This window comes from Marinobacterium zhoushanense (genome assembly GCF_014641945.1).
Taxonomy (GTDB): Bacteria; Pseudomonadota; Gammaproteobacteria; order Pseudomonadales; family Balneatricaceae; genus Marinobacterium_D; species Marinobacterium_D zhoushanense.
The window spans coordinates 233,604-252,371 of record NZ_BMIJ01000001.1; the positions used below are offsets into that span (position 1 = coordinate 233,604).

The following is an 18,768-nucleotide window of genomic DNA, read 5'->3' on the forward strand; positions in this document are numbered from 1 at the left end:
AACTGCGATAACTCATGCCCGATGCAACGGCTGACTCAAAGTGTGACCACTCTGACCGCAAGCCCCACCAACAGCGCTCCGGTTGCTCGCTCTACCCACGTCGCACGCCGGCGTAACGCCTTCAGCAAACGTGGATGGGACAGCATCAACGCCACCAGCGAGTACCAGGCACCGTCAACCAGCGTGGCGGTCAAGATCATCACCCACTGTGTCAGACTGCTCTGATCGGCGCTGACGAACTGGGAGAACAACGCCATGAAGAACAGCGCCAGCTTGGGGTTCAACAATGAAATCACGGCACCGGCGCGTGCAGCCCCCAGCAGAGAGTGCACCCGGGCTTCGCCCACATCCAGCGCCCCCGCCTCGCCGGCATGACGCCAGGCCTGAACGCCCATCCACGCCAGGTAGGCGGCACCGGCCCAACTCAATGCGGTAAACACCAGCTGCTGCCCGGTCACCAGCAACGCCAGGCCATGTACGGTCAAAAACGCCCATAGTCCCACGCCTAAGGCGTGCGACAAGCCAGCGACGACACCGTGCCAGCGGCTGTTCCGCACCGTCTCTCGCAGCACCACGGCAAGACTGGGTCCCGGCGACATCGCGCCCATCAAACAGACCAACAGCAGCGAGCCCCACAACATCCACGACATATTCCACACCTTTCCCTGAATGAGCTATCGTCAGATATTATCCACCCTGACAGGTATCCTGTCACACCGATCAGATTTCCGCCGGGCCTCCACGGCAGCGGCAGCATGAGGTATAGTGCCGCCCTTGATGTAACAACGATATTTCGGGTATCAGCATGGCGATTTCACTCCAGGACCAGCTCCTCAAGGCGGGTATAGCCAACAAGCAGCAGGCCAAAAAGGCCAAGCAGCAGAAAAAGAAAGAGAAGAAGGGACAGGCCCCGGCCGACACTGGCGACCAGCAGGCGGCACTGGAGGCCGCACGCAAGGCCAAAGCGGAGAAGGATCGGGAGCTTAACCGTCAGCGCGAGGCGGAGCAGGCACAAAAGGCGGCTACCGCCGAGGTGCGCCAACTGCTCAACCAGCACGCGGTACGCCTGCCCGCGAATGGCGAGACCCGTTATAACTTCGTCCACGAGAAAACGATCAAATCGCTCTGGATCGACGAGTCGCTGCTTAAACAGCTGGCCCGCGGTCAGTTGCTGATCGCGTTCTTCGACGGCCGCTATCAGGTGGTGCCAGCCGAGATCGGTGATCGCATTGCCCAGCGTCTGGCCGATGTCATACTGCCGCGTCCGGAGTCGGAACAGCCGGCGGAGGACGATCCCTATGCTGAATATCAGATTCCTGACGATCTGATGTGGTGATCGATCGGCTCCGGTAAGGGTATACTGTCGGAAACTTAGTTTCCTTTAATCAGACAGTGTTTCTCGACCGGAGCCCTTTCGATGCCCGATCAACCCCGCTTTCTCCAGTCAGACAAACAGAGCCTGCAGGTGGAGCTTGCCGATATCGATGCACAGGTGGAGCCCCTGCACCTCGGTCAGCGCGTGCGTGAGATACGCCTGAGTCAAAACCTTACGCTCGAGGAGGCAAGCAAGCTTACCGGCCTGGCCCGCTCGACACTCTCGAAGATCGAAAACGAGCAGATCTCCCCCACATTCAGCGCCGTCACCAAACTGGTCAATGGATTGGGCATCGATATTCCGCAACTGTTCACCCAACCCAAGCGCGATCGCGCCGCTGGCGGTCGTCGCGACATTACCCGCTCCGGCGAGGGACGCCCGCATCCGACTCCCACCTACGAACATGAGCTGCTGTCGACCACCCTGAGCAGCAAGAAGATGATCCCCTACCGTACCGTTGTGCGCGCCCGTGCATTCGAAGAGTACAAAGAGTGGGTGCGCCATGACGGGGAAGAGTTTCTCTACGTCCTCGACGGCCAGGTAATGCTGTACACAGAATTCTATGAGCCAATCCTGCTCGGAGTCGGCGACAGCGCATATTATGACTGCGAGATGGGACACGCCCTGGTATCGGTGGGCGAAGAGGATGCTTCCGTGCTCTGGGTCACGGCTTAGCACTGGCAATCATCGCGTCGGCGCTTTAATGTTGCGATAAATAATTACGAACGCGCAAGGGAACGCTTAATGTCTCGCATCAATACCGATGACCTGCATATCCTGCTGATCGAGCCCTCGTCGACGCAACGCAAAATCATCATGCAGCAGCTGACCGGTGAGCATGTCGGCGCGATCGACGCAGTCAGCACTCAGGCCGAAGCGATCAGTTTTCTCGGCCGCCTGCGTCCGGATCTGGTGATCAGTTCGCTGCACTATGAAGATGGCTCGGCCGACCAGCTGCTGCGCCATATACGTTCAAACTCAGCCCTGTCCGACCTTCCGTTCATGCTGATCTCAAGCGAGAGACGACGCGCACAGCTTGAGATATTCAAACAATCCGGCGTCGTGGCCATCCTGCCCAAGCCGTTCAACCAGGAACACCTGACCAAAGCGCTCAATGCCACACTGGACCTGCTCGATCAGGACGACATTGAGCTGGAGATGTTCGATGTGGACAGCCTGCGGGTGCTGGTGGTCGACGACAGCCGCATGGCGCGCCGCCATATCATGCGCGTGCTCGGCAACCTGGGCATACGCCACCTGATCGAAGCGGAAGATGGCCGCGAGGCGATCGAGCGCCTGCAGCGGGAAATGGTGGATCTGGTCGTAACCGACTACAACATGCCCGAGGTAAACGGCGCAGAGCTGGCCGAGTTCATTCGTCACTCCGAGCTACATGCCCATCTGCCGATTATGATGGTGACCTCAGAGGCCAACGATGCCCATCTGCGCAACATCAGCCAATCCGGCGTCGACGCGCTGGCTGACAAGCCGTTCGAACCGAATATGGTCAAGCAGTTGCTGATGCGCCTGCTCGACCGGCAGTAGGTCACACACCTACCCTTTACTCGTGGTGGTAGTAACGGGGCACCCGGGGGGTCAGACAGGTTACCAGGGTGTAGGGGATGGTGTCGCACCAGGGTGCCACCTCTGACGCCGGCAACTGCTTGCCGAACAGTTCGACGCGATCACCGATCCGGGCTTCCGGCAGATCGGTCAGATCGATCGTCATCATATCCATCGACACCCGACCGGCGACCGGCACTCGCTGCCCGCGCACAACCACCGGAGTACCATTCCTGGCATGACGGGGGTAGCCGTCACCGTAGCCCATGGCGATCGTGCCGATGCGGGTTGGCCGTTCGCAGACGAAGGTACCGCCGTAACCGACCCTCTCACCCACAGCCACCTCACGGATTGCGATGATCTCGGTGCTCAGCGTCATCGCCGGCTGCAACTGGTCGGCCACCGGCTGTGGCGCCATGAACGGCGTCGCCCCGTACAACATCATCCCCGGTCGCAGCCAGTTCCGGTGAGCCGTTGGCCAAGCCATGACCGCTGCCGAGTTACTCAAGCTGGCGGCAAGACCCGAGCTACCTGCCAACGCTTCGAAACACTCGATCTGCTGCGCTGTAGCGGGCTGGTCCGGTTCATCCGAACGGGCGAAGTGGGTCATCAGGATCACCTCACTTACGCAGGACAACGCCTGCAGACGCTCAACCATCGACGGCACCTGATCCGGTGCGAAACCCAGACGGTGCATGCCGGTATCCACCTTCAGAAATACCGGGAAACGGCTCTTCATCTGCGCCTGCTCCAGAGCGCACAACTGATGCTCGCTATGCACCGCCGGCCAGAAATCCTGGCTATCCACCAGCGGCAGCTCGGCTTCGTCGAAGCAGCCCTCGAGCAGCATGATCGGCTTACGGATACCGGCGGCACGCAGCTCCAACGCCTCCTCGATACAGGCCACACCAAAAGCTGGAACCTCGGGTTCAAGCGCCCGGGCAACGGCGATCGCGCCGTGGCCATAGGCGTTGGCCTTGACGATAGCTGCGGCACGCGCCCTAGGCGCCTGCGCACAGGCCAGTCGGTAGTTATGCCGGATCGCGTTCAGATCCACATCGGCACGCACCTTTCGACTCATTAAGATCCTCCTCCGCCACAGCCGATTAGCCGGCTGTCACCATAATGCCTTCTACTTCAATATCCACGCCTTTGGGCAGTTGCTTGACGGCATAGGCTGCACGCGCCGGGTACGGCTCTTTGAAGTAACGCCCCATGACGCTGTTCACCTGGGCAAAATGATCCATGTCCGACAGCAGGATGGTCAGTTTGACGATATCGGCCAGGGAGCCGCCTGCCGCCTCTGCTACCGCACTCAGGTTTTCAAATACCTGTACCGCCTGAGCCTCGAAGGACTCGGTAACGACCTCCATGGTTTCCGGCACCAGGGGGATCTGCCCCGACATGTACACGGTGGTACCGACCTTAACGGCCTGCGAGTAGGTGCCGATCGCCGCCGGCGCCTTGTCTGTGCTGATAATGCTCTTATTGGACATAGTAAATCCTTTCAATAATGCTTCTGGAATGGGTCAGGAAGCGGCGGAGGACCTGACGCCAGTATCATCCCCTATGCGACCCACTGATCGCCAGCCCCAATCCGACATGCAGATACACATTACTCATACCCGAGTAGCGGGAAGCGCCACTTTGCCTTATCTTGTAGCAGCCGACGCATAACGATTGACCGCTGGCACCAACCGGGATTGAGATTAATTCTAAGCGATCAGACGAATTAATTTTTTGCGAATTTACAGAAAACTCGATAAAATAAACCGGTTAATAAAAGTTTATTGGCGAAAAATACTGAATTATGGCCAGTTTGCAGAAAACAAGAAAACTCGACCGAATCGACCGCAATATCCTGACGATCCTCCAGGGCGAGGGGCGCATCTCCTATACGGAGCTGGCCGACAGGGTTGGTCTATCGACCACGCCCTGCATGGAGCGGGTCAAGCGACTGGAACGCGATGGCGTGATTACCGGGTACCATGCCAAGGTGAACCCGGAGATGCTCGATTTCAATCTGCTGGTCTTCGTCGAGATTGCGCTCTCCTATCAATCGCCCGATGCGTTCGAAAAGTTCAACCGGGCGGTCGATACCCTGCCCTACATTCTCGAGTGCCACCTGGTATCCGGTGACGCCGATTACCTGCTCAAGGCGCGTTTGCATGATATGTCCCAGTACCGCGAACTTCTGGGCCAGATGCTGCTGACCCTACCCGGTGTCAAGAACTCGAAGAGCTATATCGTCATGGAGGAGGTCAAGGAGCAATCCGAACTTCCGACCGACATATCTGCCAGGGGCGAGTGAACCTCCACTCGCCCTGTTCCGCTTGCACCGCCCGCTCCTCTCCAGCCAACCCGGCATATAACCCGGCAAAATCCGTCCCGCGAACCTATGCTAACTTCGTCAGGCAGGGATCGCGCCGCCTTGTTCAAAAAATTTTTTATCCAACTTTAATAGACAGGATAAGATTTAATTTTTAGGATTTGCGCCTTCTGACCTTAAAAACACTGCTACTTTTTATAAAAGCAGTGATAAAAACCATAACAACAACCCATATCAGGCCAGGTCAGCTGATATCTCTAAACTGCGGAGACTCACCATGGCGGCAATTGAATCCATGATTTCGAGTATTAACAGCATCGTCTGGGGTCCGATGATGCTGATCCTGATTCTCGGTGTTGGCTTTTTCCTATCCCTGGGATTGAAGCTGATGCCAATCCTTAAGATCGGCACCGGCTTCCGACTCCTCTGGAGCGGACGTACCGCCTCTGCCGAAGACGCCAGCAAGGGTGAAATACCGCCCTTCCAGGCCTTGATGACAGCACTCTCGGCTACCGTGGGCACCGGCAACATCGCCGGCGTGGCAACCGCCATATTCCTCGGCGGGCCCGGCGCCCTGTTCTGGATGTGGATCACGGCGTTGATCGGCATGGCCACCAAATACTCGGAAGCGGTACTGGCGGTGAACTACCGGGAAACCGATGAAAACGGTAACCATGTCGGCGGCCCGATGTACTACATCCGTAATGGCCTGGGTAAAAACTGGGCCTGGATGGGCGTGGCATTCGCGATCTTCGGCGCCTGTGCCGGGTTCGGTATCGGCAATACGGTACAGTCAAACTCCGTAGCCGCGGTACTTGAGAGCAACTTCCAGATCCCGACCTGGGTCAGCGGTATCATCATCGCGGTGCTGGTGGGCGCCGTTCTGCTCGGTGGCATCAAGCGTATCGGTAGCGTCGCCGGCGCCTTGGTACCGTTTATGGCAATCTCCTACATCCTCGCCGGACTAGTGGTGCTGGCGATCCAGGCCGACCAGGTGCCGCATGCGCTGGCGTTGATTTTTGAACATGCGTTTTCGCCCATCGCCGCCGAGGGCGGCTTTGCCGGCGCAGCGGTCTGGGCCGCCATCCGGTTCGGTGTGGCGCGCGGTGTCTTCTCCAACGAGGCCGGACTGGGTTCCGCACCGATCGCACACGCCGCCGCGCAGACCCATAATCCGGTACGCCAGGGCCTGGTCGCCATGCTCGGTACCTTCATCGACACGCTGATGGTCTGCAGCATTACCGGTCTGGTCATCGTCAGCTCCGGTGTCTGGACTGGCGGTGAATCCGGTGCCGCGTTGACCAGCGCCGCTTTCGCGTCGGCGCTGCCGTCGTTCGGCAACTATCTGGTCGCCATCGCACTGGCCATATTCGCCTTCACCACCATCATCGGCTGGTCTTTCTATGGCGAAAAGTGCGTCGAGTTCCTGTTCGGTGTCAAAGCGATCATGCCCTACCGCATCCTGTGGATTCTGGCGATCCCGGCAGGTGCCGTGCTGAGCCTGGATTTCGTCTGGCTGGTGGCAGACACATTGAACGCCCTGATGGCTATCCCCAACCTGATCGCGCTGGCACTGCTGAGTCCAGTGGTGTTCAAACTGACCCGCGACTACTTCGATACCCACTGATCTTTAAGGCGGCCCATTCGGGCCGCCCTCCTCGCCATGCCCCTTCCTGCAGCGAACGCGCTATACTAGCGCGCTTTCAATTGCGCGGATCCCAACATGCAACGCCTGGATATGCTGCTGGTTCAACGAGGACTGGTCGATAGTCGCGCGCGCGCCCAGCGCCTGATCAAGGAGGGCCGGGTACGCGTGCAGCTCGGTCACTGGCAGTGTGTGCAAAAAAGCGGGCTCAAACTGGCCGACGATACGCCGATCGAAGTGGAGGCCAGCGAGGAGGATCGCTATGTGTCACGCGGCGCACTGAAACTGGCACCGGCACTTGACCGCTTCGCAGCCGACTTGAGCGGCCTGATCGCCATCGATGTTGGACAGTCGACCGGCGGCTTTACCGACTGCCTGCTGCAACACGGCGCCGCACGGGTTGTCGGCATCGAGGTCGGACACGACCAGCTCGCCGAGCGGTTACGCCAGGATGCCAGGGTGGTCTGCCTGGAGGGGTATAATGCACGTCAATTGGGCACGGAGCTGCTCGAGTATACGGAGGACAGGGGCTTCGACCTGGCGGTGATGGACGTTTCCTTTATCTCCCAGACCCTGATCCTGGACTCACTCGCGCCACTGATCCGCCCCGGTGGGCTATTGGTGACACTGGTAAAGCCCCAGTTTGAAGTAGGACCCGAGCATGTCGGCAAAGGCGGTATCGTGCGTGATACCAGCCTATACCCGCAGGTTCGCAAGCGCATCGAGACACAACTGAGCATGCTGGGATTGGAAACGCTGGATGTCAGCGACAGCCCGATCCTGGGCGGCGACGGCAACCGCGAGTTCGTGCTGGTGGCACGCAAACAGACTACAGAGACAGCAACATGCAGATAACCCTGGATCGCCAGATCGAACAAAGCCATGATGGCATCAAGGCGACAGACCTTTTGGCGCAAGAGAGCGGGCTGTCACGCCAGCGGATTAAGGATGCGATGAGCAAAGGCGCCGTCTGGCTCAAGCGCGGTCGCAGCCGCAAGCGCTTGCGCAAGGCCACGGAGGTGCTGCGCAAGGGTGACCATGTCCAGCTTTATTACGATGCGGATCTGCTGGCACGCAGTGCCGACGCGCCCAAGTGCCTGCATGACGCCGGCGGCTACTCGGTCTGGTTCAAACCCGCTGGGGTACTGGCCCAGGGCAACGACTTTGGCGACCACCTGTCGCTGCTGCGGATTGCCGAGCTCAGCCTTGAGCCCAAACGTGCCACCTTCCCAGTGCATCGACTCGACCGCGAAACCGCCGGCCTGATGCTGATCGCGCACAAAGCCGGTGTCGCCGCCAAGCTATCTTCGATGTTTCAGGAGCGGCAGATCGGCAAACGCTATCGTGCACAGGTGTTAGGCCAGCTGGCGGAAAGCGGCACCATCGACACCCGCCTCGACGGCAAGCCGGCGCTGACCCGCTACCGCGCTATCGCCTACGATCAGACCCGTAATGTCAGCCTGGCCGAGATCGAGATCGATACCGGGCGTACCCACCAGATCCGTCGACACCTGGCCGCCATCGGCCATCCGGTGATCGGCGATCCGCGTTACGGAGAGGGCAACAAAAATGAGGAGGGGTTGCAACTGTTCGCCACCGCACTCGCCTTCACCTGCCCGATACGGCGCCAAGCCGTCAGTTTCGAGCTATCGGAAGCCTTTCTGCGTGAGAACTGCCGATACACCTTTGTTTCCGCCAGCTAGTTTGTTTCCGCCAGCCAGGTGGGCAGCTTGACAGAACAGCGGAACCGCTCTCAGGCCCTGTTTCAGATGCGCTGAACGATTCTCTCGTCAGCGCCCAACTGAAACAGAGGGATACCCTGCCCCTGGGCGCTTAGCATCTCGACAATCCGCTCGCTGTCGACCGCTTTGGAGAACAGGTAGCCCTGGCCCAGCAGGCAGCCCTCCGCGATCAGATCATCGACATTCTGCACAAACTCTATCCCCTCGGCGATGACCTGCAGATCCAGACTCTCGGCCAGATTGACGATACTGCGTATGATCCGCGGGTCCTTGGGGGTAATGTTCAGGTCCTGGATAAAGCTGCGATCGATCTTCAACTTATCCACCGGCAGCCGCTTGAGATGATTCAGTGACGAGTAACCGGTGCCGAAATCGTCCAGTGCAATCTGCACGCCCAGCGTTTTGAGGTTATGCAGGGTATCCGGGGAGCTCTCAATATCACGCATTGTGGTATCTTCCGTCACCTCGACGATCAGACGCTCCGGCGGCATGCCTGTCTCCCGAAGCAGGCGGGTTAGCGATGCTGCCAGATCATGCAGTACATACATCGACGGCGAGATATTAACGGCGACACATACCGTCTCGAGACCCAACGAAACCCAATACTGATACTGAAGACAGGCTTGCTTGATAACCCACTCGTTCAACTCCAGCGCCAGCCCATATTGCTCAGCAATTGCCACCACCTCCACGGGAGAGACATAGCCATACTGAGGATTGTGCCAGCGAAGCAATGCCTCAACCGAAACAATCTTGCCGGAGTCGAAGGCGACAACTGGTTGGTAATGAAGCGATAACTCATCGCCCTGAATTGCCGTTTTCAACTCCCTGGCCAGCGTATTCGCGCGCTGTAGAGAGTCGTTCATCTCTGGCTCGAAACGGCGATAACTGACACCGCCGTCACGCTTGGCCCTGTACATCGCCAGATCGGCATTGATCTGCACCTGAGAAACATCATCCGCGTCGACTGGATAGATGCTGACGCCCAAACTGGCTGAAGGGTAGACGCGGCTGCCACTCAGCACCATTTCGTGACCGATCCGCCCACACAGCGTCTTGGACAGCCGGGTACAGTCATCCGCCTGCGTTATCCGCTCCTGTATCACCAGAAACTCATCCCCACCCAGCCGAGCTACGGTGTCGTTCGGACCGATACTGCCACACAGGCGTTGCGCGACCTGCTGCAACAGCTGGTCACCGTAACTGTGCCCCAGTGTATCGTTTATCTCTTTGAAGTTATTCAGATCAATGACATGAACACCCAGCAGAGTGCCGTTCCGACTGGCATCTCTCGCCGCGGACTTAAGTTGTTGATTGATAAATTTTCGATTGGGAAGACCGGTCAATTCGTCGTGCAACGATTGGTGTCGGCTTCGACTGCTCTCCCGTATCAGCATCAGAATCAAAAGGGTACCGCTCAGCACCAGACCGGTGATCGATACGCTGACAAGCCAATTGAGCTCAAAGACACGGCGGATCCTTTCCAGCGCCTCCGGACCGTTATAACTGTCAACGTTGAAGGCTCGAACTCGCGCTTCGAAGGGACGCAGTCGATCCACAAGCGGGTCCGCGACAGCGGCTTCACCCGGCTTTAGCGATAGCACACTGGGTTCGATAAGGGTTAACGTTGCCTGCAGCTCATCCAGCAACGCTACTGCGCCGGGCACTTCTCGAACCTCGCTGGTTTCACTGCCCTCCTGTAGAACTTCGATGCGACTCCACAGCAGGTCAAAACGCAGCGCCAACTCATCCGCAGTCCCGCGCCCTGCTCCGACCGTTTCCAGCATATGCGTAAACCGGAGCAGCTCGAACGCAAGTTCAGAGGCTGCCCAACCGCCCCCTTTCTGGGTTACGGTCAGTAACTGCGCGGTTTCCACGTGACGCTGATAGCTGATCAGGGTACTGGCGGCAAACACCACCACCACACACAGCAGCAATACAACGCGCAGCACCTGGTAACGCGGCATCAGTGGATCTCAAGTGAGCGCAACTGCCAAACCATGTTCGCTTCATGACGTGGCCGGTCAGCGGCGGAAAAGGAGTCCATTGGATAGACAATCCACAACGGTCCCTTGTCGCGAACTCGCATATGACTGCCGTTCAGCTTAACGGCGATCAGCACCGGCATATCGGCCAGCTCTTTGAGGTCGATGGTTGCGTGATAGTCGTTCAAGGCCACGGCACGTAACGTATCGCCCTTGGCGCCCAGCGACTGGAGCAGCTCTTTGAGCGCCACGCCCTGAAAACGCTGCGTCCCCTCGGTCCAAGGCGTCACCATCTCAAGCTCATACAGCGGGTAGGACTCCAGCATTGCAAGATCAAAATCGGATCGCTCCGGCGCATTGGTCTTGGTTATGTTTCCGCTCACACTGAGGATAACGCGCCCCTCCGGGGCTGATAGAGGTGCACTCCAGCCCAGCGGGCCAAGCAGCATTGCCGCCAAAAAGAGGAGGGTGCTGAGTAACACTCGCATAAGTAATAAAAACCTCTAGAGTTGGATGCACGCAGGCCTCCAACCGCACTTTTATGTGAGTCAGGGCATCAATACCGAAACCGATAATGAGTTAGTAGAACGAATATCCCCGCCCTTGTCCACCGCCCCCCCTAACCGAACCAGCCCTTACCGGCGTCAAACCCTCATCTGCCGCTTAAGCTCCATGCGCCTGAGAAACTCGGCCATAATCTCGTGGTACAACGCACCGCCCAACTGCAGGTCTTCCACCCCGGAATCGATACTCGGATTGTCGTTGACCTCGATCACCACCACCCGATCCCCTGATTGTTTGATATCCACGCCATACAGACCATCGCCGATCAGGCGCGTCGCTTTCAGTGCCACATCCAGCACCTTGCGTGGCACCTCCCAGATGGCTGGCGTATCGAAGCCACCGGAATCAGGTTCTCCGCCCCCTTCATGCCGATAGATCTGCCAGTGATCCTGCACCATGAAATAGCGACATGCATAGAGAGGTTTGTTGTTCAACACTCCGATGCGCCAGTCGTAATCGGTGTACATGAACTCCTGTGCCAGTATCAGCGACGAGTTATGGCGTAAATGCTTGAGTTCACGCGCCAGCACCTCCTCCGACTCGGCCTTGACCACACCGCGCGAGAATGCGCCATCGGGTATCTTCAACACCACCGGCAGACCGAGGGTTTCGATGATTGTCGTCACCGTTTCATGACGGGCGTCGCTGACGATCAGCGTCTTGGGCGTTGGAACCTTATGGGTACGCAGCAGATCGGCCAGATACACCTTGTTGGTACAGCGCAGGATAGAGGTCGGATCGTCCATCACTACCAATCCTTCGGCGGCGGCCTTGCGGGCGAACCTGTAAGTGTGATGATCGATCGACGTGGTCTCTCGGATGAACAAGCCATCATATTCGGCCAGGCGCTGATAATCCTGCTTGCCGATCAGCTGCACATTGATGCTCAGGCGCTTGCCGGCGCGGACGAAGCGTGCAATTGCCGCCCTATCGCTCGGCGGAAGCTTTTCCTTGGGGTCGACCAGCATGGCGAGATCGTAGCGGTAATGTTTACGTGCTCGCGGTTTGCGCCAGATACGATTGCTGAAGCGGTCCAGGGCCTGGGCAAACCGCTCCTGATCACTCTCGAGCCTCAGGTCACGCAACGCCCCCTGACGTATACGCTGGATATGCCAGCCACGATCCCGCACCAAGCGAACCTCGAGCAGAGGGATAGGGAAACGCTCAAACAGCTGATGCGCCAGGGGTGCCAACTGCGGGGTATCGATTTCACCGAAAAAGACCTTGAGATCCAGACGTTCGGACTGATCACCATCGGCCAGAGCCAGGCGGTCCAGTGCCGCTTCAACGCCTTCAAGCTCCAGCGACCACAGCGACTTTCGCCGCAGATCATTGATCACCTGAACCGAGGGGATCACGTTATGCCCTCGCGCCTCGGCCAACAGCGAACAGTAATACCCACGCCCCAGGGCACGGGAGTTGCGACAGCAGTTGATCACGCGGGTACGCGCCCTACCCTCCGCAGCCGGTAACGCCATGTACTGCTCAAACGAGATCACATCCCGGCTGGGGAAATAGGGTGCCCAGTCATCAAGATCATCTACCACAACGTAAAAACCGGCCATCTATCGCCCTCCAAAGTTGTCGCTGGAAAGTATGCGCGCGGTTCGCGTCACTGCCCATCCCAAGGCGGAAATTCTTCTGCACAGACGCCGTGGTTTTTGCCCTTCTGGCGGTGTAGCATCAAGCCAAACCCTGCTGAGTCCCTCCCGCCATGGACAACATTCTGATACGCCCGGCACAGCGCAGCGACCTGGACCGGCTCTGCCAACTCGAGCGGATCTGTTTCAATGGCGACCGCCTCTCACGACGCAATTTCAGCCATATGCTGAAATCCGAACATGCGGACCTGATCCTTGCCGAACAGGATGATCTGATCGGTGGCTATGCGCTAGTGCTCTACCGCTCCGGCACCAACCTGGCACGGCTCTACTCGATTGCGGTAACACCACAGTGGCGCGGCCAAGGGGTGTCCTCGCGGTTACTGGAGGCCGCCGAGCAGCAGGCGTTAGGCCATGAGAGTGCGTTCATGCGGCTGGAGGTAAGCGTGCTCAACGAAAGCGCTATCCGCCTGTACGAGCGCAGCGGTTACCACCGTTTCGGCCAGATCGCCGCCTATTACGAAGATGGCAGCGACGCCTGGCGAATGGAAAAAACCATCCGCAGGCGAGCGCAGAGGCCACAGCCGCGTACCGAGTACTATGAACAGAGCACCCCGTTCACCTGCGGTCCGGCCAGTCTGATGATGGCGATGAAACGCCTGGATCCGCAACGCTCGATGAGTCGCATGGAGGAGCTACGGATCTGGCGGGAATCGACCACCATTTACATGACCTCCGGGCACGGCGGCTGTTCCCCCCACGGCCTGGCCTTGAGCGCCTGGCAGCGCGGATTCGATGTCAGTCTATTCGTTACGCCGGCCAATACGCCCTTTATCGACAGCGTCCGCGACCCGCAGAAAAAGAGCGTCATCGAGCTGGTGCATGACGACTATATGCAGCAGATAGGGACTACCGGTATCGACCTGGTCAACGCCGAACTGGATCTAAACACGCTGGTCGGTCGACTGCAGCAGGGCGCGGTGGCGGTCACGCTGATCAGCACCTGGCGGCTCAACCGCAACAAGGCACCCCATTGGGTCGTGATCGGGTCTGCGGATACACGCCATGTGTATATCAGTGATCCGGACTTCGATCGCGATCCCTGGCATAGCGAGACCGACTATATCGACGTTCCGGTAGGGCTGGAGGAGTTTCAAGCGATGGCACGCTTCGGCCGCAGTCGGCTCCGCGCAACGCTTTTATTGACAGGCAAAACGAAAAAACCCGCCTGAGAAATGCAGAACTCAGGCGGGAAACCTGGACGGTTCGTAAACCGTTTCGGTTACGCTTCTTTCCAGCGAAGTGTCAGTCCGCCTGTCGACGCAGGAAGGCGGGAATATCCAGGAAGTCCATATCGTCGGTACCGGTACGTTTCATTTCGGTCGGTTCCGGTTTCACTGCGCGATCTTCGCTCTGACGATTACGCATGACCGTCGGCAGCTCCATCTGCGCAAAGTCGGTGGTCACATTCTTGGCCACACGGGTCGTTGTGGTCGCTGTGCCGCCGTTGGCGACCCGAACCGCCTGGCTCTCGGCCTTCGCCAGACCGGTGGCCACGACCGTTACCTTGATCTCCTCGCTCATATCGGGATCGATAACGGTACCGACCACGATGGTGGCGTTTTCTGAGGCATACTCCTCAACCAGATCACCAATTTCGGAAAACTCACCAAGACCGAGATCCATACCTGCGGTAATGTTGACCAGGATGCCGCTGGCACCCTTGAGGTCCACATCCTCCAGCAGCGGGCTGTTGATCGCCGCCTGGGTGGCTTCCTGTGCACGGTTATCGCCCTTGGCCCGACCGGTACCCATCATCGCCATGCCCATCTCGGACATCACGGTACGCACGTCGGCGAAGTCGACGTTGATCATACCCGGACGGATGATCAGGTCGGCGATCCCCTGCACCGCACCCTTCAATACATCGTTGGCGGTACTGAAAGCCTGGATCAGACTGCAGTTCTTACCCAGAACCGGGAGCAGCTTCTCGTTCGGGATGATAATTAGAGAGTCGACACTCTCCTGCAGCTCGCGAATGCCCTGATCCGCAACCTTCATCCGCTTGCGCCCTTCGAACGGGAACGGACGGGTCACCACGGCCACGGTCAGGATTCCCATCTCGCGCGCAACTTCAGCTACGATGGGCGCCGCCCCGGTACCGGTACCACCCCCCATGCCGGCGGTGATGAACACCATATCGGCTCCGGCAAGCGCCTCGGCGATACGATCACGATCTTCCAGCGCCGCCGAACGGCCCACTTCCGGATTCGCTCCGGCACCCAGCCCCTTGGTCAGCTCGCCACCGATATGCAGCACGGTGCGTGCGGCCATCTTGCCCAGCGCCTGAGCATCGGTGTTGGCGCAAATGAACTCCACCCCTTCAACTTCAGAGCTCACCATATGATCGACGGCATTGCCACCACCACCGCCAACACCGACGACCTTGATAACTGCACTCTGCGGTACGCTATCAATCAATTCAAACATCTCTGCGTCTCCTTCCAGGTTTTGCATGTCCCGCTCTGACGTCGGGTTGGTTCTGCATCTACTCATTTTTGTTGTACCGGATCCGTCACCACTCGACCCGACACTCGCGGAGCCCAGAAAGGCGGCTCCGCGACTAAAAGTTTCCCTGCAACCAGGCCTTCATGCGCCCGAACATATCCGGGAACTGAAAGCTGCTGCGCTCTTCTACCGGTTGCTGCCGACGCGCCGCCAGCGGCTCCTGCTCAACCGCGCCTATCGACTGTCGAGCGTAGTGCAACAAGCCAATCGCCGTCGCGTAGATCGAATTGCCGAGCAGATCCTCCATTCCTCTGACCCCCTGCGGTTTCGACAGGCGCACCGGCATATGGAAAATCTCTTCAGCGAGTTCGACCGCTCCCTCCATCTTCGAGGTCCCGCCGGTCAACACAATACCGCCAGCAATAAGATCCTCGAATCCGGAGCGTCGGATCTCCGCCTGAATCAGGTTGAACAACTCCTCATACCGGGGCTCAACCACCTCAGCCAGCGCTTGACGAGATAGATCGCGAGCCGGTCGATCACCCACGCTGGGTACCTTGATCACTTCGTCGGCACGGGTCAGCTGAGCCAGCGCACAGGCGTATTTGATCTTCAGCTGCTCGGCGTTGACCGTCGGTGTGCGCAACGCCATCGCAATGTCATTGGTCACCTGGTCACCGGCAATCGGTATCACCGCCGTATGACGGATAGCACCATGGGTATAGATGGCAATATCGGTGGTACCACCGCCAATATCGACCATGCAGACCCCGAGGTCGCGCTCATCGTCCGTCAGCACCGCCTGGCTGGAAGCCAACTGCTCCAACACCACAGCATCCACCTCCAGTCCACAGCGGCGGATGCACTTCTCGATATTCTGTACCGAGTTGATCGACCCGGTGACCAGATGTACTTTCGCCTCCAGGCGCACGCCGGACATTCCCAGCGGCTCCTTGATCCCCTCCTGATTATCGATCAGGTACTCCTGCGGCAGAATATGCAGGATCTTCTGATCTGCCGGAATCGCCACCGCTCGGGCTGCATCGATCACCCGCTCCAGATCGTACTCGTTGACCTCCCGGTCTCGCACCGCCACGATGCCATGAGAGTTCAGACTGTTTATATGGCTACCGGCAATACCCACTGTCACCGAGTGAATCTTGCAACCGGCCATCAACTCAGCTTCCTCGACCGCACGCTGAATGGAGCCTACGGTCGACTCGATATTGACCACGACACCACGCTTGAGCCCCTGCGAAGGCTGGGAGCTGAAGCCGACAATTTCGATATCGCCACCCGGCGTCACTTCACCGACCAAACACACCACCTTGGATGTGCCGATATCGAGCGCCACAATCATGTTATTTGCAATCGTCATAGTCGTTTGAGTCGGCTGTCTGTGTTAACAGGTATAAATCGTAACTGCAGCACCGAAACCCTCATTTTCAAAAAGTTTTACAGCAAGAAACGCGCCACTCTTGAAAACCCATTTTTGATGCTGTCTGTAGAGCAAGTATTACGTAGACCTGTTTAAAAAATCAACAAATCCATAATGTGTCATATCGGCAGAACTTTGCCGCACTAAAGGGGAATTTCTTTTTATTTCAAGCCGCTAAGGAAGGTAGAGGTGAAAAGATTTGCCGCTTACCAAAAGCAATATCAAAAAACTTTCATGAATAGATAAAAAGTAAAAATCAATATTTAATTTTGAATAAAACACGAAATATCAATATTGAATTTTGATTAAACACCAAAATATCATTTTTTATTTTTGATTAATCACAAAAATTCACAATGTACTTTTGATTTTAGAATCCCAGCAAGAAACAGCAGTGATTTCACTGAGACGGTCATATTGGCGGCAGGTAGAGCAGTTGCTGCCAGATGAACAATGGCATCAATAGAGCAGGCGTGGCGGATTTAGTTCCTATGCGCGGGGAGCATCAGTCTGGCCAACAGCATCACGGCATACCAGCAAAGCACCATGCTCCATAAGTCATGGGAGAGAAAATGGGCGCCACGCAGCTGCTGCGAGAGCCCAAACAGTAGGCCGCCGCCTAATCCCACCGCCAGCGCGGCATAGCGCCAACGAGGTGCCGCTGTTTTCGCCGCGAAGTAAAGTGCCAGCCAGGCATAGCCGGCACTAGCGTGACCGGCGGGGAAGCAGACCCCGTCACCACCGCCCTGCAGCAACTGCTGCAACAGCGGCAGATAGACCTGAGTTCCACCAAAGGGTTGCAGGTTCCAGGGGCATTCGACTCCTGTCATCTGCTTAGCCAACGCCACCAGCAAACTGGCCGCGCCGGCGCTACCACAAGATACCCCAAAACACGGCGCCACCGGGTCAACCCAGGATGCCACCAACTTAAAACAAGCATGCCCATCATGCCGAGCAGCAACGCAATGCTGAGATCCCGCCCTCCCTTATGGATCAGTTCACCGAACAACCAGCTGTCTCGCAGCGCCCAGCCATAGCCCTCCTGAGCGTAGAGCCAACTGGCGAAAAGCAGATCCAGCTGCTCCATACTGATGATCGCCTGTAGCAGGATGGCGAGTACAAGCGGCTGCAGCAGTAGCTGACGCCCCTGGCTGAGCAGACAAAAGCTAGAGCCAATAGCTGCAGTTGGTACGCGTATATTCATCGCTGATCTCCCCACCTGGCCCGTCAGGCGCCAGGGCGAACAACGGCCTGCTCGCCTGCTGACAAGCATTCAGCGTAGAGGTATGCCTGTACTGGCTTAAGGGGATATTAAGCTGTTGATCGATGAGCTGCGTTTTGCCCGGCGCGCAAAAAACGTTGGCTAACGACAGATGTCGCGCCGTTCAGCACACGCGCTCACGTAATGACGAAGGCACCAGCTCCGGCCTGGTGATCAGGTAGTCGCGTATACTGGTGCGGCCATCGGCGAGGAAGCTGGTATCGAGAAAGTTATCCAGTACCTCATCGCCATGTGCCGCCGCGGAGACGAGGCAAAACTTCAGATAACGTGGAAAGGGCAAAATATCATCGCGCCAGATTGCGCCCTGATAATGGCGCCCAACCCGCTCGTGGTACTCATCCTCGGTCACGCATTTGTTCAGCCGATACTCCAGATCGGTATAGCCGGTGCACATGCGCGCGGCGATCTGCGGCCGGCCCTCCAGATCGATAGGCACCACCTCGATCCAACGATAGCGGTGCTCCCGCTCGTACAGCTCGGTGAACTGGTCGACCGGGCACTCAAACTGGGCGGCGATGATCGATATCGTTGAGCAGGGTTCGGTGGAACAGGAGGAGACCTCGAGACTGTCGGCTGGCTGACCATGACCGGCGATGAACACTATTCCCACCTTGTTAAAGATGCGGCGAAAACCGGGCACCCTGACCAAGCGGTAGTCGTTCAAGCCCGGCACTGTATCCCGCGCCGACCGCTCCGACAGTAATGACCCAAACCCTACAACCGAGATCATCGCCTC

General features: G+C 57.9%; 19 protein-coding genes. 8 read left to right on the forward strand and 11 right to left on the reverse strand.

Features of this window, described 5'->3' with window-relative positions; genetic code table 11:
- Positions 1-35: 35 nt before the first annotated feature.
- A complete protein-coding gene (locus tag IEX40_RS01120) occupies positions 36-650 on the reverse strand; it encodes a LysE family translocator (protein WP_188745270.1) in 615 nt (204 codons plus the stop codon).
- Between the two features lie 155 nt (positions 651-805).
- On the opposite strand from IEX40_RS01120, the gene IEX40_RS01125 reads away from it, so the two are divergent.
- From IEX40_RS01125 to IEX40_RS01135, 3 genes are all read left to right on the forward strand, one after another.
- On the forward strand, positions 806-1,336 hold the full coding sequence (locus tag IEX40_RS01125; RefSeq protein WP_188745271.1) for a DUF2058 domain-containing protein: 531 nt from the start codon (positions 806-808) through the stop codon (positions 1,334-1,336).
- An 81-nt stretch (positions 1,337-1,417) separates the two neighbouring features.
- On the forward strand, positions 1,418-2,050 hold the full coding sequence (locus IEX40_RS01130; protein WP_188745272.1) for a helix-turn-helix domain-containing protein: 633 nt from the start codon (positions 1,418-1,420) through the stop codon (positions 2,048-2,050).
- 69 nt (positions 2,051-2,119) lie between these two features.
- Entirely contained in the window at positions 2,120-2,920 is an 801-nt protein-coding gene (locus tag IEX40_RS01135) for a response regulator (RefSeq protein WP_188745273.1), read from the forward strand.
- 16 nt (positions 2,921-2,936) lie between these two features.
- Here the strand turns inward: IEX40_RS01135 and alr are convergent, their stop codons facing one another.
- On the reverse strand, positions 2,937-4,019 hold the full coding sequence (gene alr / locus IEX40_RS01140) for an alanine racemase (protein ID WP_188745274.1): 1,083 nt from the start codon (positions 4,017-4,019) through the stop codon (positions 2,937-2,939).
- Positions 4,020-4,044: 25 nt separating this feature from the next.
- Complete coding sequence (gene ridA, locus IEX40_RS01145; protein ID WP_188745275.1) at positions 4,045-4,434, reverse strand: deaminase RidA; 390 nt, start codon at positions 4,432-4,434, stop codon at positions 4,045-4,047.
- 314 nt (positions 4,435-4,748) lie between these two features.
- On the opposite strand from ridA, the gene IEX40_RS01150 reads away from it, so the two are divergent.
- From IEX40_RS01150 to IEX40_RS01165, 4 genes are all read left to right on the forward strand, one after another.
- Positions 4,749-5,249: an Lrp/AsnC ligand binding domain-containing protein gene (locus tag IEX40_RS01150; RefSeq protein ID WP_188745276.1), complete on the forward strand. Its 501-nt coding sequence runs from the start codon at positions 4,749-4,751 to the stop codon at positions 5,247-5,249.
- A gap of 295 nt (positions 5,250-5,544) precedes the next feature.
- On the forward strand, positions 5,545-6,894 hold the full coding sequence (locus IEX40_RS01155; protein ID WP_188745277.1) for an alanine/glycine:cation symporter family protein: 1,350 nt from the start codon (positions 5,545-5,547) through the stop codon (positions 6,892-6,894).
- A gap of 96 nt (positions 6,895-6,990) precedes the next feature.
- Complete coding sequence (locus IEX40_RS01160) at positions 6,991-7,767, forward strand: TlyA family RNA methyltransferase (RefSeq protein ID WP_188745278.1); 777 nt, start codon at positions 6,991-6,993, stop codon at positions 7,765-7,767.
- Positions 7,758-8,615, forward strand: coding sequence for an RluA family pseudouridine synthase (locus IEX40_RS01165; RefSeq protein WP_188745279.1), 858 nt, complete (start codon positions 7,758-7,760; stop codon positions 8,613-8,615). Before IEX40_RS01160 ends, IEX40_RS01165 begins: the two co-directional genes overlap by 10 nt.
- A 62-nt stretch (positions 8,616-8,677) precedes the next feature.
- Here IEX40_RS01165 and IEX40_RS01170 read toward each other — a convergent pair whose 3' ends face one another.
- From IEX40_RS01170 to IEX40_RS01180, 3 genes are all read right to left on the reverse strand, one after another.
- Positions 8,678-10,621, reverse strand: a complete 1,944-nt coding sequence (locus tag IEX40_RS01170) for a putative bifunctional diguanylate cyclase/phosphodiesterase (protein ID WP_188745280.1) — start codon at positions 10,619-10,621, stop codon at positions 8,678-8,680.
- Entirely contained in the window at positions 10,621-11,022 is a 402-nt protein-coding gene (locus IEX40_RS01175; RefSeq protein ID WP_229680451.1) for a putative pterin-binding protein, read from the reverse strand. The genes IEX40_RS01170 and IEX40_RS01175 overlap by 1 nt, the downstream gene beginning before the upstream one ends.
- Before the next feature lie 261 nt (positions 11,023-11,283).
- Positions 11,284-12,768: a RimK family ATP-grasp domain-containing protein gene (locus IEX40_RS01180; RefSeq protein ID WP_188745281.1), complete on the reverse strand. Its 1,485-nt coding sequence runs from the start codon at positions 12,766-12,768 to the stop codon at positions 11,284-11,286.
- Between the two features lie 149 nt (positions 12,769-12,917).
- Between IEX40_RS01180 and IEX40_RS01185 the strand changes: the two genes are divergently transcribed.
- The gene (locus IEX40_RS01185; RefSeq protein ID WP_188745282.1) at positions 12,918-14,036 is read left to right on the forward strand and encodes a GNAT family N-acetyltransferase/peptidase C39 family protein; all 1,119 of its coding nucleotides are present in this window, start codon (positions 12,918-12,920) and stop codon (positions 14,034-14,036) included.
- A 73-nt stretch (positions 14,037-14,109) separates the two neighbouring features.
- On the opposite strand, the gene ftsZ is transcribed toward IEX40_RS01185, so the two are convergent.
- From ftsZ to IEX40_RS01210, 5 genes are all read right to left on the reverse strand, one after another.
- A complete protein-coding gene (gene ftsZ / locus IEX40_RS01190; RefSeq protein WP_188745283.1) occupies positions 14,110-15,294 on the reverse strand; it encodes a cell division protein FtsZ in 1,185 nt (394 codons plus the stop codon).
- 133 nt (positions 15,295-15,427) lie between these two features.
- Positions 15,428-16,690, reverse strand: a complete 1,263-nt coding sequence (gene ftsA / locus IEX40_RS01195) for a cell division protein FtsA (RefSeq protein WP_188745284.1) — start codon at positions 16,688-16,690, stop codon at positions 15,428-15,430.
- Positions 16,691-17,232: 542 nt separating this feature from the next.
- Complete coding sequence (locus tag IEX40_RS01200) at positions 17,233-17,580, reverse strand: phosphatase PAP2 family protein (protein WP_229680453.1); 348 nt, start codon at positions 17,578-17,580, stop codon at positions 17,233-17,235.
- Positions 17,577-17,954, reverse strand: coding sequence for a phosphatase PAP2 family protein (locus IEX40_RS01205; RefSeq protein WP_188745286.1), 378 nt, complete (start codon positions 17,952-17,954; stop codon positions 17,577-17,579). The genes IEX40_RS01200 and IEX40_RS01205 overlap by 4 nt, the downstream gene beginning before the upstream one ends.
- A gap of 181 nt (positions 17,955-18,135) precedes the next feature.
- Complete coding sequence (locus tag IEX40_RS01210; protein ID WP_188745287.1) at positions 18,136-18,762, reverse strand: gamma-glutamylcyclotransferase; 627 nt, start codon at positions 18,760-18,762, stop codon at positions 18,136-18,138.
- Positions 18,763-18,768: the final 6 nt, after the last annotated feature.